Origin of the sequence: Nocardia sp. NPDC002869 (assembly GCF_046764065.1) — a bacterium.
GTDB lineage: Bacteria > Actinomycetota > Actinomycetes > Mycobacteriales > Mycobacteriaceae > Nocardia > Nocardia rhamnosiphila.
This window is the reverse complement of the sequence record NZ_JBKOOL010000044.1, coordinates 19,765-35,495: the sequence shown is the minus strand read 5'-3', so window position 1 is coordinate 35,495 and position 15,731 is coordinate 19,765. Positions and strand designations below refer to the sequence as shown.

At 68.8% G+C, this 15,731-nt stretch carries 6 protein-coding genes; 4 read left to right on the top strand and 2 right to left on the bottom strand.

The window, feature by feature from the left end; translation table 11 throughout:
- Positions 1 to 102: 102 nt before the first annotated feature.
- Together ACLML9_RS11310 and ACLML9_RS11305 are read right to left on the bottom strand one after the other, a co-directional pair.
- On the bottom strand, positions 103 to 5,190 hold the full coding sequence (locus tag ACLML9_RS11310; protein ID WP_411945469.1) for an amino acid adenylation domain-containing protein: 5,088 nt from the start codon (positions 5,188 to 5,190) through the stop codon (positions 103 to 105).
- Positions 5,191 to 5,235: 45 nt separating this feature from the next.
- Positions 5,236 to 9,834 (bottom strand): amino acid adenylation domain-containing protein, encoded by a 4,599-nt coding sequence (locus ACLML9_RS11305; protein ID WP_411945468.1) that lies wholly within the window; start codon positions 9,832 to 9,834, stop codon positions 5,236 to 5,238.
- A gap of 288 nt (positions 9,835 to 10,122) precedes the next feature.
- On the opposite strand from ACLML9_RS11305, the gene ACLML9_RS11300 reads away from it, so the two are divergent.
- The 4 genes from ACLML9_RS11300 (at position 10,123) to ACLML9_RS11285 (ending at position 15,677) form a co-directional block, all read left to right on the top strand.
- Positions 10,123 to 10,863: a thioesterase II family protein gene (locus ACLML9_RS11300; protein WP_411945467.1), complete on the top strand. Its 741-nt coding sequence runs from the start codon at positions 10,123 to 10,125 to the stop codon at positions 10,861 to 10,863.
- Positions 10,864 to 10,890: 27 nt separating this feature from the next.
- Positions 10,891 to 12,213, top strand: a complete 1,323-nt coding sequence (locus ACLML9_RS11295; protein ID WP_411945466.1) for a polyketide synthase — start codon at positions 10,891 to 10,893, stop codon at positions 12,211 to 12,213.
- Positions 12,214 to 12,268: 55 nt separating this feature from the next.
- Complete coding sequence (nbtC, locus tag ACLML9_RS11290) at positions 12,269 to 15,322, top strand: nocobactin polyketide synthase NbtC (protein ID WP_411945470.1); 3,054 nt, start codon at positions 12,269 to 12,271, stop codon at positions 15,320 to 15,322.
- A gap of 154 nt (positions 15,323 to 15,476) precedes the next feature.
- On the top strand, positions 15,477 to 15,677 hold the full coding sequence (locus ACLML9_RS11285; protein ID WP_411945465.1) for a hypothetical protein: 201 nt from the start codon (positions 15,477 to 15,479) through the stop codon (positions 15,675 to 15,677).
- Positions 15,678 to 15,731: the final 54 nt, after the last annotated feature.

The following is a 15,731-nucleotide window of genomic DNA, read 5'->3' as shown; positions in this document are numbered from 1 at the left end:
CGGCCGCGGTGATCCGCGACCGGGCCGGAGCTGTTCGGGTGAAGTGACCCCCGAAGGGACGGTCGTACCCTCCCCCGCGGGGCGACGACTATTCCCCGCCGGTCAGTTCCGGGCCGACCAGGCGCTCTGCAGATTCTTCAGCGCATCGGCGTCGAGACCCGAAGCCGCCATGGGGGCGAGATGCTGCTGTTCGGTCTCACCACCGGACTCCGCACCCGGCGCGGGCGGATTCGCGATGATCTCATCCACGGCCGCGGCCAGATCGGCGATGGTGAAGTATTCGAACAGCAACTTCGGCGCCAGTGGCAACCCTGCCTCGTTCGCGCGGGAGGCGAGCTGGATCGCGATCACACTGTCGCCGCCCAGCGCGAAGAAACCGTCGTCGCGCCCGACCTCGTCGATCTCGAGGAGTTCGGCCAGCAGTGTGGCAATGGTCCGCTCGGTATCGGTCAGCAAGGTCGGGCCCGCACCCGTGGCACCGGACACCGCGACCGGCTGCTCGTGGCGGATCACCACACGTCCGGTATCCCAGTTCTCCGGCAGTAGTCGCAGATCGCCGACCGGGTGGGTCGATTCGGTGGCGAAGCTCTCCACCACACGGGCCAGCACATCGGCGAAGACCGCGCCGGTCGCCGGCTCGTAGAGGTCGGTATTGACCACTACTCGGGTCGTGAGGTCACCGTTGGTCTCCACCGTGTAGTCGAAGTGGATATCCATGAACGACACTTCGTAGTGCTTGGCGATACTGGTGACCGTGGTGGCGCCGTCGGCCGTGAAGCCGGCCGCCGGAAACCGGTGGCGGAAATGCATGACCACCTGGAACAGCGGGTTTCGCGATAACGTACGCGGCGGATTGATCGTCTCCACCAGTCGTTCGAAGGGAACGCCCTGCCGGGTGATCGCGTCCAGCGCCGCGTCCCGGACCCGGGCCAGCACCCCGCGCGGGGTCGGATCACCGGAGAGATCATTGCGCAGGACGACCATATTCGCGAAGAGGCCGATCATCCGGTCGGTCTGCTCGTCGAGCCGGTTGGCCACCGCGGCCCCGATCGGCAGGTCGTTCCCGGCGCCGAGGGCGTGCAGGGTCACCGCGCTCATCGCCTGGCACAGCATGAAATCGGTGGCGCCGGCCGCTTCGGCCTGCTGCCGGGCGGCCTGCCAGGTGGCGGCGGGCACCACGCGGGTCGTACTCGCGCCGTTGCGGGCGAGTACGGCCGGACGCGGACGGTCGTGGGCGACCGCGATCTCGTCCGGCATTCCGTCGAGTGCCGCGCACCAGTAGTCCAGGAGTTCCTGGCCGTAAGCACTGACCGCGCCCTGCCCAGGCGCCCGGTCGAAGACCTCCCGCTGCCAGATGGCGAAATCGGCGAACTGGATCTCCAGCTCGGGCCAGTCCGGCGCCTGCCCGGCCAGCCGCGCACGGTAGGCCGTGGTCAGATCCTCGACATAGATATCGCACGACGCGCGATCGGCGATGATGTGATGCATCAGGATCGACAGCACATGGGTGTGCTCGTCGAGCACCAGCAGACGCACCCGCAGCTGGATCTCGGTGCGCAGGTCGAAAACGTAGGCGGCGTCCGCGGCCAGCTCGGTCTCGAGCCGTTCGGCGGGATCGGCCGCGCCCACACGCAGATCGACGACAGGCATGGGGACCGGCGCCGGCGGGGCGATGTGCTGGTACGGAATGCCCTCGTGTTCCGGGAAGGTCGTACGCAGCGACTCGTGGCGGGCGGACACATCGGCGACCGCGGCACGCAGCGCCTCGAAATCGAGCGGCCCGTCGAAACGTAGGGGATAAGTGACGTTCTCGCCGTCGATCGCGCCTTCCATCCGACGCTGCAACCAGTACATGCGCTGCGAATAGTTCAGCGGAGTGCGCTCGGGACGGTCCCGGCGTACCAGGGCGGGCCGGACCGTGGCGCGGGCCGCGGCCGGGTCCGCCGCCGGGCCGGCTTCCGCACCGTCGTCGAACTCCGCCATATCGTCGATATCGATACCGAACTCGTTCTGGAACTCGGTCACCATATACGCGGCGAGACCACCGACGGTGGGAGTGTCGAACGGGACCCGCATATCGATTTCGAGACCGAATTCGGCCCGGATCATGGAGATGAGGCGCGCGGCGAGCAGCGAATGACCGCCCAGCTCGAAAAACGAATCGCCGACGCCGATCCGGGGCCGGTCGAACAGCCGGCCGTAGAGTTCGGCGATACGCCGTTCGGTGGGCGTGCGCGGCTCTCGGAATTCCCGGGTGGCCGGGCCGAGTTCCGGAACGGGCAGTGCCCGGCGGTCCAGTTTTCCGTGGGTGGTGAGCGGGATGCGATCGATCACCGTGAACGCCGCGGGCACCATGTATTCGGGTAGCCGAGCCGCCACCCGCGCACGCAGCGCGTCCAGGTCGAGTTCCACGCCGGGCACAGGCACCGGGTACGCGGCCAGGATCTGTCCGAGCGTGGGATGCTCGGCGACCACCACGACCGCGTGCGCCACCTCCGGATGGTTGCTGATCGCGGCCTCTACCTCGCCGAACTCGATCCGGTGACCGCGAACCTTGACCTGTTCGTCGGTCCGGCCGATGAATTCGATGACGCCGTCGGCGCCGCGGCGGCCCAGATCGCCCGTACGGTAGAGGCGGCGGCCGGGACGAAACGGATCGGCGACGAACCGTTCGGCCGTCAGCGACGCCCGGTCGTGGTAGCCGCGGGCAAGCTGATCGCCGCCCAGGTAGATTTCCCCGACCACCCCGTTGGGCACGAGTTGCAGCGCGTCGTCGAGCAGGTAGAGGTGAACATTGCGGTTCGGGACGCCGATCGGCACGATCCCGGTCCCCTGCGGGCCCTCGACCGGCATATGGGTGGAGCACACCACGGCCTCGGTGGGACCGTAGTGATTGCGCAGCTGGGCGTCGAACCGCGCGGTGAACCGGTCGGCCACCTCGCCCGGCAACGCCTCGCCCCCCACCGGCATATGCCGCAGCGCGGTCCAGTTGTTGATCTCGGGCAGCATCAGGAACGTCGCCAGCATCGACGGCACCATGTGCAGCACCGAGACACCGTGCCGGGTCACCAGATCGGCGACATAAGGAATATCCCGATAGGCGTTGGGTTTCGGGATCACTACGCACGCACCGACGTACTGCGTGACGAAGATATCCAGGAGCGAGGCGTCGAAACTCACCGAGGTGGACTGTAGTACCCGGTCCGCGGGGGTGAGTTCCCATTCGGCGGCGAAACTCGCCAGATGGTCGGCGATCGCCGCGTGCGGGACCGGAACGCCCTTCGGCCGCCCGGTGGAACCGGAGGTGTAGATGACATAGGCGATATTGCCCGGGTACAGCGGCGCCACCCGGTCGCTGTCGGCGGGGTCGGTATCGGCCAGGGATTGTGCGGCGGCGACCGCCTCGGCATAGGCGCTTTCGGTGAGCAACAGCCGCGGCCGCGCGTCGTCGATCAGATAGTCGACCCGCTCGGCGGGGTAGCTCGGGTCGATCGGCAGGTAGGCGGCACCGGCTTTGAGGATCGCCCAGGCCGCGACGATGAAGTCCACCGAGGTGGCGAGGCCGAGCGCGACGATGTCCTCCGGACCGACCCCCTGACCGATCAGCCAGTGCGCCAGTCGGTTCGCCCGCGCGTTGAGTTCGGCGTAATCGAGCTCGACCTCGTCGGAGACCACCGCGAGGTTGTCCGGAGTCGCGGCGGCCCGTGCTTCCAGTTGCGCCACCAGGGTGGTCGGGATGTATTCCGCCAGCGGCCCGTGCGATACCTCGAGCACCGCGGCGCGGTCGGCGCCCAGGATGTCGATCTCCGAGAGGCGACGGCCGGGTTCGGCCAGCACGGTGTCCATCAAGTGGAGGTAATGATCGAGCAGTTGGTCGACGGTACGCTGCTCCAGCCGGTCGACCAGGTAGGTCGCCTCCACTCGAGCGCCGGCCCCGTCTGCGACGATCATCAACCCCAGCTCCTCCTGTGCCACCGCACTGGCAAGCGGGAGTTCCGTGGACTGCACACCGGGCAGATCGAATCCGTCGACCGCACTGCGCATCCCGAAGCTCAGTTGGACCAGCTGCGCCAGGCCGTCCCGGCCCGCCACGCGATCGGGGCCGACCGCGTGCACGACCCGGTCGACGCCCACGCCCTGATGGGCGAAGGCCCCGGTGCAGGTTTCGACAGTGGATTCGAGCAGCGTGGCGAAGGTGGCGTCGCGCTCGGCTCCGGCGCGGATCAGCACCGTGTTACCGAAATAGCCGAGCAGTGCGTCGGCACCGCGCCCGGACCGATTGCTCACCGGCACCGAGATCAGGAAATCGGTGGCCGCGGTGTAGCGGCGGACGAGCGCCTGGAAACCGGCGAGCAGTACCGTGAACGGAGTCGCCGAGTACTGTCGGCCGATCGTGGCGACTCGGCTCATCAGCCCGTCCGGCAAGGTCCGCACCCGGGTCTCCGCGTCCCGGCCGTATCCCGCGGTCGCGGACCGGCCCGGCAGCTCGAGGCGGCTGGGCAGCGGTGTCAGCATCGCGCGCCAGTAATCGAGGTCGGCGGTATCGGAGGCCGCGTTGCGCCGCCGGGACTCCGCGAGATCGACGTACTGGACAGCGAGGTCCGGGAGCACCGCACCCCGGTAGGCCGCACCGAGTTCGCCGAAGAAGACCGACCAGGAATCATCGTCCCAGCAGATGTGGTGCACGGTCAGAATGAGCACATGTTCGGCGATCCCGGTCCTGGCCAGGGTGACGCGCAACGGCGAATCGCTGGTCAGGTCGAACGAACGGGCGAACTCGCGCCGTGCCAGGACCTCGACCCGGCGCTGCCGCCCGGTCTCCGGAAGCGCGGTGAGATCGTGTTCCTGCCAGACCGGTTCGGTTTCGGCCCGGGATACCTGGTAGGGCTCTCCCGTGTCGTCGACCTGGTAAGTGGTCCGCAAGATCTCGTGACGCCCGACCACGACGGCGAAGGCGGCCCGCAGACGTTCGGCATCCAGTTCTCCGTCGAGCCGGTAGGCGACACAGATGTTGAGGGTGGTGTCGTCCGGATCGAGCTGCTGGACGAACCACATCCGGCGCTGCGCCTCCGACAGCGGGCCGGGGTCCGTACCGCGCCGGACCGGCGCCACGTCGGGCGCGGTTATCGCCTGTTCCTCGAGCCGCTGCTGCAATAGGCGTTTACGCCGCTCGAGAATGTCGTCTGCCATAGCTAGCTGTCCTTTGGAATCGCTGCGTGAGTTGAAGTTCGAGGGTCAGGCCCCGACCGGGCCCGCGGCTTTCAGATCGACCGGGCCGAACGCGCGGATCAGCGCCGCTGTGGCGTCCTGCCAGATCTCGACGAACCGCTCGATATCGGATTCGGCGAACAGCGCCTCGCTCCAGCGCAGCAGGGTCACCAGCCGAGGGCCGTCCGCGGTCGCGCCGATACCGGCCAGCACGTCCAGGGCGCACCGCAGACCGAAGTCGGGCTCCGGTGCCAATGGCAGGTTCCCGATCAGTTCGTGCTCGGAAACCGGATTCCACGCGGTGCCGGTCCCGGTCAGATCCACTCGCCCCAGATAGTCGAACAGGATCTGCGGTCCGGGAGCCGCGATGAGGTCCGGGTCCTCCGCCAGATAGCGCAGCACACCGTAGTCCAGGCCGTTGTTCGGTATTGCGGCCACCTCGGCGGCCACGGCCTCCAGCAGGGCCCGGCTCCGGGCCGGATCCTGTTCGGCCACTGCGAGGTCCACCGGCTCGACTCCGGCACCGAACCGCGCGGGGAACATGCTGGTGAACCAGCCCACCGTATGGGAGGTGTCGATATCCGGGCCCAGTACCGCGTCCTCGCGCCCGTGCGCCTCCATCGCGACATAGGCCCCGCCGGCGGCATCCTGACCGCGTTCGGTCCGCCAAGTCGCCAAGGTCACAACCAGGGTCGCGATCAGGAACTCGCGAACACCGGCGACGGCGGCCGGGCTCTCCAGTAGCGCGGCGGTGGTCGCCGGGGAGGTGTGCATGCGCAGCGCCCGATAGGACCCCCAGCTGTCGGTCGCGGGATCGGGCCGACGGTGGCCGAGCACCGGGTCGGGAAGCGCGACCTGCCGCTGCCAGTAGTCGCGCTGGGCCTGCACTTCCGGCAGCTCCCGGCGCGCGCGCAGAGCCGCCGCGTACTCGCGGTACCCGGTGTGCTCGACCGGTGGGCGCAGAACCGGGACCCGCCCGGCCGCGGCTGCCGGATCGGCGCTCAATTCCGCCCAGCTCGCCGCGAGGTCGGCGCTGATCACATACCAGGAGACCGGGTCGACGGCGAGGTGGTGCACGGTGAGCAGCAGCAGGTCGGTCGGGCCGGGCCGGTGGATCCGGGTCGCGCGGACCAGCCGGCCCGCCGCCGGATCGAGCCGGTCGGCATCGGCGTGCGCCTGTGCGGATATGGTGGCGGGAAGATCCACGCCGCCCGCCACCGTGGTGAGTATCTCCGCCGCGGACACCGCGCCCGGTTCCCGGGTGTACAGCCCGTATCCGGTGGCGGTGTCGGTGAACCGGGCGCGCAGCAGATCGTGCCCGTCCAGCAGCGCCTGCAACACCGCCTGGAGTTGCGGATCGGTGATACCGGCGGGCAGTTCCAGCAGCGAGCCCAGGGAGAACCGGCGGTAGGCCCCGTACTCGTGCATCCACGACAGGATGGGAACCGGACCGACCGCACCGTATCCGGCGGGCGCGTGCCGACGTTGCCCGGCAGTGCTCGAGTCCACCAGCTCGGCCAGTTCGGCGATGGTGCCGACGCCGAGGATCATCCGGGGTGTCGTCGCGATACCCGCCCGGCGCAGCCCGTTCACCAGGGACAGGGCGACGATACTGTCCAGGCCGAGTTCGATGAGATCATCGTCGACGCCCGGCTCGGGACCGCCGGTCAGTTCGGCGATCACGGCACAGATCGCGCGTTCGGTATCCGTGCTCGCGGGAGTGCTGCCGTCCCGGTCCGCAGCGGCCAGAGCCTCCAGTCGGCGCACATCGAGCTTGCCGTTACCCGTCATCGGCAGCGCGTCCAGCGCCAGGATCCGCTGCGGCACCATATAGGCGGGCAGGGAACGGGCGAGTTCGGCCCGCAGACCATCGGCTCGGAAGGCGGGATCGCTTCCGGTGACGAACCCGGCGAGGGCCGTACCGCTGGGCCGCCGATACGGCAGTACCGCCGCCGCGCGCACTCCGGGCAGTCCGGCCAGCGCCGTCTCGATCTCGCCTGTCTCGATACGGTATCCGCGGACCTTCACCTGGCCGTCGGCCCGGCCGAGATAGGCGAGTTCGCCTGTCGGCAGCCGCCGCACCAGGTCGCCGGTGCGATACATCCGCGCGCCGCGCCGGTACGGGTCGGCGACGAAACGTTCCGCGGTACCCGCCGGGCGCCCGATGTACCCGCGCGCCAGCTGAGCGCCGGAGAGGTACAGCTCGCCGACCACACCGTCGGGTACGACCCGCAGCCGGGAGTCGAGGACATAGCCGACGGTGCCCGCGGTGGGTTCACCGATCACCGGTACAGCGCTCGCCGCGGTCACCGCGGCGACGACGGCCTCGACCGTGGTCTCGGTGGGGCCGTAGCAATTGTGGACGGCGGTTCCCGACAGCGCGCCGAGCTGCCGCCACAGCGGAACACCGATCGCCTCACCGCCGAGCGCGAGGACCGCCAGCGGCACATTCCCGTGCTCGTCGACCAGACCGGCCGCAGCGAGCTGCGCGAACATCGACGGTGTCGTGTCGATCATGTCGAGTCCGTAGCGCTGGATACCGTCGACCAACCGGCCCGCGTCCCGCATCTCGGCGGAACCGAACAGGTGGTTGGCATGGCCGTCGAACAGGCCGATCAGCGGCTGCCACGACGCGTCGAAACTCAGCGACCAGGCATGGGCGATCCGCAACGGCCGGCCCAGCCGCGCCACGGCCGGCCGGTACACCCGATCGCGGTGGTCGGCGAAGTAGGCGGCGAGCGCGCCGTGGGTCCCGGCCACGCCCTTGGGTTCACCGGTCGAACCGGAGGTGAAGATCAGGTACGCCCGCTGCTGGGGATGGACCGGCACGGGTAGCACTGTCCGACCGGCGTCGGCGGCCGCCGCGGTATCCATCGGGAGGACAGGTGGCAGGTCCGCGATTTCGTCGAGAACGCCGGCGCCGGCCAGAACCAGACTCGGCCGGGCCTGCCGGAGGATGGATTCGATCCGCGCGGCCGGCAGCTCCGGGTCCAGCGGCACGTACGCGGCCCCCGCGGCCAGCACTCCCAACACGGCGACAATGGATTCGGCCGAGCGCTCGAGGGCCAGCGCCACCACATCTTCGGCACCCACACCGCGCTCGATCAGCGCTGCGGCCACCCGGTGGGCGGCCGTGGACAGCTCGCGATAGGTGAACTGCCGCTCGGCGGTGCTCAGCGCGAGCGCGTCCGGCGTCGCCGCCACCTGCCGGGCGAACAGCTCCGCCACGCCCACATCGCGGATATCGGCAGCCGGCGCGACCGGTTCGCGCGGCTGTTCACCTGGCAGCAGTACATCCAGTGCGGCGGCGCCGGTCTCGTCGAGATCGGGCAGCCTGCGCAGCACCTGGGCGAGCCGTTCGGGCAGGTCCGCCGCCGACAGCCGGCCCAGTAGAGCGGGTACGGCTTCCACCGCCAGGGTGAGCTCGCCGTCGAGCAGATAGGAGACCACGGCCAGCGGATAGTGGGTGAGTGCTTGGGATTCGATCACAGTGCACTGCGTGCCGCCGGTCAGGGTGACCGGCCGCAGTACATCGCCCACCGGCACGTTCTCGAATACGAACAGGGTGTCGAACAGGCCACCGCGCCCGGCCGCCCGCTGGATCGCCGAGAGACTGAGGTATCCGGCGTCACGCATCGCGACCGCTTCCCGCTGGATACGGCGGCAGGTGTCGAGAGCCCCCTGCGCGCTTGCGGGTCCGGGGTCGAGCCGCACGCGCACGGGGATTGTGTTGATGAACAATCCGATCATCGTCTCCGCCCCGGCCAGCTCGTCGGGACGGCCGGACACCGTGGTACCGAACACCAGATCATCCCGGTCGGTGAGCCGGCCCAGCACCACCGACCAGGCGTACTGGACAGCGGTGTTCAGCGTGAGCCCGCCGGCCCCCGCCCAGGCACGCAGCCGCGTTGTCTCCGCGCTGTTCAGCCGCAGCACATGGGTTTCGGGCACGATCGTGTTGACCGCCGACTCCGCCCGGTCACCGAGGATCAGCGGATCGGCGCCGGCCAGGTATTCGGTCCATTTGCCGAGATCGGCAGTGCTGTCGCGGGCCGCGAGCCAGCCGATGTAATCCCGGTACGGGCGCGGGGCGGGCAATCCTGCGGCCGAACCACCGGCCTGGTAGATCGCGTACATCTCCCGGAAGAACACACCCAGCGACCAGCCGTCCATGAGCAGGTGGTGGGCGGTCAGGATCATTCGGTGCGCGCCGTCGGGAAGGGTTACGAACACCACCCGCAGCGCTGGGCCGCGCGCCAGATCGAACCCGGTCCGGGCCTCCGCTTCGGCCAGCGCCGCGTATTCGTCCGCATCGGCGGTGCGCTCGGACCAGGGCAGCGTCACCGAACTCGGCACGATCTGTACCGGTTTGGGCAGGTCCTGGTCCCAGAAGGCAGCCCGGAGGTTGGGGTGACGCCGCAGTATCACCTCGATACTGCGCCGCAGCAGGTCGCTGTCCACCGGACCAGTGATCTCCAGTGCGAACTGCATGGTGTAGAGATCGTCCGCACCGGCCAATCGCGCCAGGGAGAACAACCCTTCCTGCAGTGGGCTCAGGGCGAGGACATCTTCGATTTCGGGCACCGAAATCTCGTCGGCCACAGGTGTCTCCGTCTTCTCCGTCATGAAGGCGACTCCTCAGCCGTTGCCCGGGAGCCCGATCTCGCGCAGGCCCACTCACGCTAGCGACTTAGGTTAGCCTATGCAAAACCTACCTGCCAGGCGTTCCCCGGATCAGCGAGGTCACCGGGAAGCGGATCCCGTACTGTCACAGTCCGAGAATTTAATGTAGCCTAACCTAACTCATCAGGCGCTGGGTGTAGTGATGAACGGTTCGCCGGGCGGCTCTGACGAGCCGACTTCCGCTGCCCCGCCGCCTGTCACCGAGCGAGCAGATGATCGTGGAGGAGCACCATGCCACCCGGACCCCGTTGGATCAGGCAGTTTCACAAGCCGACTTCCCCCGGCCACCCACCGCTGCTGATTTTCCCGCACGCGGGAGCGGGCGCCTCGACGTATCGCACCTTCTCCAAAGCCTTCAGCGCACACTACGACGTCGTCGTCTTCCAGTACCCCGGACGACAGGACCGGGTCCACGAACCCATCCTGGGGACTCTCCCCGAGATCGCCGCGGGTGCATTCGCCGAATTCCGCGATTCGAACGGCTCCAGCACTGTGCCCATCACCACATTCGGCCACAGCATGGGTGCGACGGTCTCCTTCGAATTCATCCGGCTCGCGGAGGGGGCGGGAACGCCGATCCGGCAGGCGTACATTTCAGCGGCCGTCGCTCCGCATATCGCGGACAGCAAACCACCGACGCCCAAAGAGGACGACGCCCTGCTGGACCATCTCGCCCGCCTGGAAGGCACCGCCGGGGATGTGATGACCAATCGGGAACTCATGCGAATGACACTGCCCGTCGTCAAACAGGACCATCTCGCGACCGAGAAGTATTCCTGCACTGCAGATATCCGCATTTCGGCGCCGATCCACGTGATCGGCGGGGACGACGATCCGATCGTTTCCCCGGCCGAACTCGATGGCTGGCGCAAGCACAGCGATAACGTCGAGGTCACCCTATTCGAAGGCGGACATTTCTATCTCAACAACCATATCGCCGAATTGGCCGAATTGATCGCGCCCACAGCCTGATCCGCCGAGCACCTGACGAGGACAACAATGACATCGACGGCCGGACCGGACCGTGATCACACAGTAATATCCGGAATGGCCGTGGAGGCCCCCGGTGGAATCGATACCCTCGGCTCCTATTGGTCGGCCCTGGTGAATTCGCGCGAACTCATCAGCCCGTTCCCGCGTGATCGCGACTGGCGAATCGAAGAACTGCTCTCGCTCGGGGATATCGAAGGCTGGGGCCGGGTCAGTGACGCGGGTGGATTCCTCGAGCGTGTCGCGGATTTCGATCCGTCTTTTTTCGGGATCTCGCAGCGCGAAGCCCTGGGTTCGGATCCGCAGCAGCGAGTCGGACTGCGTGTCGCCTGGCGGGCACTGGAGAACGCCGGCATGAACCCCGGCATGCTCGACGGCGCGGACGCGGGGTGTTATATCGGCGCCTCACCGATGGAATACGGGCCCAGCCTGAGCCAGGTCAACGAGCACTCCGGTTTCCGCACGGTAGGTACGGGACAGCTGGGCGTGGCCGGACGTATCTCGCACGCGCTGGGACTGACCGGCCCTTCGATGTGTGTCGATTCGGCGTGCGCCTCGTCGCTCACGGCACTGCATCTGGCGGTTTCCGCGGTCCGCAACGGCGAATGCGAATGGGCGGTCGCCGGGGCGGTCTGCGTGATGAGTTCTCCCATGGCGTTCTACGAGTTCGCCAAGAACGGTGCGCTCGCCCCGGATGGGCACTGCCGGGCCTACTCCGACGACGCGGCCGGAACACTGTGGGGCGAGGGTGCCGTGGCCCTGCTGATCGAACCCGAATCGCGGGCGCGGCGGCTGGGCCATCCGATCTACGGCCGGGTCCTGGCCAGCTACACCAATCACAACGGTAAAGGCCGCCCGATCCTGGTGCCGCGCGCCGACGCCCAGGAGAAGCTGGTCCGGCGGACCGTCCAGCTCGCCGGAATCGACCCGGCCTGTATCGGCATGATCGAAGGCCACGGCACCGCGACCCGGGCGGGCGATGTGGCCGAACTCACCGCGCTGCAGAATACCTACGGCACCGCGGGCGGGGATCCGGTACTCGGTTCGGTGAAATCCAATGCCGGCCATGCCCAGGCGGCCGCCGGCATGCTCGGGCTCGCGAAACTGCTGCTCGCCGGCCGGCACGGCGAGATCCCGCCGACTCTCCACGCCGGCAATCCCACCACCAGAGTCGACTGGAACCGGTCGAGCCTGCGGTTGGCCACCACCGTGGAGCCCTGGAAGCCGACGGACGGCGTGCGCTACGGCGCCGTTTCCTCGTTCGGCGCGGGGGGCGCCAATGCCCACGCCGTCATCGCCATTCCCCCGCACGAGGAGAACGACCATTTCTGAGTATCAGCTCCCCGACGGGACCGTTCCGGTTCTCCTGTCGGCGCCCACCCCCGCGCTGCTGGCCGCGGAGTCCCGCGCCCTGCTCAGCTATCTCGACACCCGCCCGGACATCCCCGTACGGCGGATCGCGGAAATGATCTTCCGGACCCGGGTGGCCCGGCGGCATCGCGCGCTGGCCATGGTCACCGATACCGCCGAGCTGATCGATGCCCTGCGTGCCGTGGCCGCGGACAGCGAGCATCCGCGGGTCGTCCGCTCGGGTGCCGCCGCGGCCGGTCGCGGTATCGCGTTCGTCTTCCCGGGCCAGGGCGGACAGCGTCCCGGAATGGGCCGGCTCTTCTACGACCGGATTCCTGCCTTCCGCACCGAAGTCACCCGCTGCGACGAGGTTTTCCGCGAGCTCTTCGGCGAATCCCCGCTGGACTACCTGCTCGACGAGAACGCCCCCGCAGACGACATCGCCCGGATCGTGCAGCCCGCGCTGTTCGTGCAGATGGCCGGGCTCGCCGCCGCCTGGCGGTCGGTGGGTGTGGCACCGGCTGCCGTGCTCGGGCACAGCCAGGGTGAGATCGCCGCGGCCTATGTCGCGGGGCTGATGACGCTGCCGGATGCCGCGCTCGTCGTCGGCACCCGGGCCCGGGCGGTGGACACCATCTCCTCCGACGACTACGCCATGGCGGTGATCGCGGCCGATCGCGAAACCTGTGAAAACCTGCTGGCCCGACGTTCGGGCTGGGCGCAGGTCTCGGTGGTGAACTCGCCGAACATGGTCGCGCTGTCGGGTGAACGCGCTACCGTCGCCGAAGTGGTGGACGCCTGCACCGGGCAGGGTATCTTCGCCCGGGTCATCCGGGTCCGGTATCCCGCGCACACCGGCATGGTCAACGAATTCCGCGACGATATCCACGAAGCGGTGAACAATCGGCTGGCGAATCAGTACTTCGCCAGTGGGGAAATCGCCTGCATCGGCGCCACGCTGGGCGCCGAGATCACACCCGATCTGCCGATCGGCGACTACTGGTTCTGGAACCTGCGCAACCCGGTGCGCTTCGACAAGGCGGTCGCGGCCGCCACGACGCGTGAGATCGGCACCTTCGTCGAGATCGCCGAACATCCGACCCTGCAGCTGGCGATCCAGGAAAATCTGTCCGCGCTGGGTGCCCCGGGCGCCCGGGTGGTGGGCAGTTCGAACCGCGCGGCCACCGATCTGCGCGAATTCACCCGCAATCTGGCGGTTCTCGCCGTCGACGAACCGGATTTCCGCTGGGAGAGCCTGCGGGTCGGCGCGGACGCGCCGCCCGCGTTACCGCTGCCGGATTTCCCGCACGCCCAGATGAACGAGGTGCGGTTGTGGCTGCCGTCCCACGCGGATACACCCGCCGGTGACCGGGCCACGGGAGCGCCCGTTCCGCAACCGATGCGACCGGTTTCCGGCACCGCCCCCGCGCAACTGCTCGTCGAACGCTGGACCCGGCTGACCCGCCGCAAGATGGTCGCGCCTCGCCGGTTGGGCATCATCGACCACACCGGCACCCGGGCCGAGCTCGTGGCCGGGCTCTGCGCCGAAGCGGCGCGTCACGGGGCCACCGCGCAGGCCGTCGACCCCGCGAGCGGGCCGGTCACCGGCGATATCGACACCCTCGTGGTGCTGCTACCCGAGTACCCGGAGTTCACCGCCGCGGCGGCCGCGGCGGCCACCGCGGATTTCTTCGGCGCCCGCGCGTGGTGGCCCGGCCTCTCCGAGGCGATCACCGGCTGCTGGCTGGTGACCGTCGGCGGTGAGGCGGTCAGTGCCGGCGACCCGGCTCCGCATCCGGTCGCCGCCGCCGCCAGTGCCGGTTTCCGCTGCGCGGGGACCGAATTCCCCGGCGTCACCTTCGCGCACCTGGATCTGGCGCCCGGCGCGGTCGCCGCGGGGTCGATCCTGACAGCACTGCACACCGCCGGTGAGACAGAACTCGCTCTGCGCGACGGCGGACTGTACGCGAAACGCCTACGCACCGGTGCACCCGGCAAGCCCTCGGAACCCCCGGCGAATATCGTCATCACCGGCGGTACCGGCAGTCTGGGCTTGCGGATCTGCGAACATTTCGCACGGGCCGGCGCAGCCCACATCACCCTGGTGAGCAGGTCCGGGGAGAGCGCGGAGGTCACCACGGCACTGCGGCCGCTCCGGCAGGGTTCCACCCGTATCCGGGTCAGCGCCTGCGATATCGGTGATCCGGCCGCGGTGGCGCGGTTGGCCGCGGAACTCCGGGACCACCCGGCGGATCTCGTATTGCACGCCGCCGCCGATTACGCGGGCATGTCCGAGCTCGAACTCGCCGCGATCACCACCGACCAGGTGCAGCGATTACTACACGGGAAGACGATCGGTGTCGAGAACCTGCTGGGCTCGCTACCCCGGTCCCGGGATTGCCGATTCGTACTCTTCTCGTCCCTCGCGGCCACTCTCGGCGGCCGCGGCAAGATCATCTACGCGGCCGCCAACCGGATGCTCGATGCCTACGCCCATCGGGCTCGGGCCGCGGGATACGACTGCGTCTCGATCCAGTGGGGACAGTGGGCGGACTACCGGGGACAGAACGCCACCGATATCGCGCAGCTCGCCGCCGTGGGCTACCTCCCGATGAATTCGGCGGATGCCATCGCCGTCGGGCTGGGCGCGTTGCGGGACAACGCCGTGGTCGCCGCTTTCGATTGGGACCGCGGTCGGTCGGTACTCGACGCCTACGGTTATGAGCCGGTGCTGTCCGAACTGCGAACGCCCGCGCCTGCCCCAGCCGTACTCGCCGCGGCCACGCCCGCGCCGGCCACCGTGACCGACCCGGCGGATCTCGGGAACCGGGTGGTCGAGGTACTCACCGAGGTGCTGGGCTCCGACGACAGTGAGAGCCTCGACACCGCACTGCCACTGGTGGCACTCGGACTCGATTCGTTGCAGGCCTTGGAGTTCCGACGCCGGATCGAACGCGAGTACGGCTACAAGCTGGCGGTGTCCGATCTGCTCGGCGGCGCGACCGTCGACACCGTCGTGGCCGGCCTCGGCGGGCACCCGGAGAGCGCACCGGCCCGGACTGCGGCGACCAACGCATGCGGACCGAGGTGACAGTAGCCCCGGTGGCCCGTCCGGTGTCCGGGCCCGCCCGGAGCCGAGCTGTCCCGATCTGCATCGCATCTGCGCCGATCTCGGATATTCGCGGGAGTTCGCCGATTTCCTGCGGAGTTCGGCGGAGAACCTGACGGGCCTGGCTCAGGATCGGGTGCGGGTCCAGGAGTTGCTGTTCCCCGGCGGCGATATGCTCACGGCAGAGAGGGCCTACCGCGAGAACATCATCAGCCACTACCTCAATCCGGCCGCCCGAGAGGCGGTAGCCGGGATCACCGCGCGCGTCGCCGCCGACCGCGCCCCGGTCCGTATCCTGGAACTCGGGCCGGTATCGGAGGCACCATCGAGGAGATGATCTCCGGCTTGGCGGAACTGCCGGTGGACTACCACTTCACCGATGTGGCCTCGA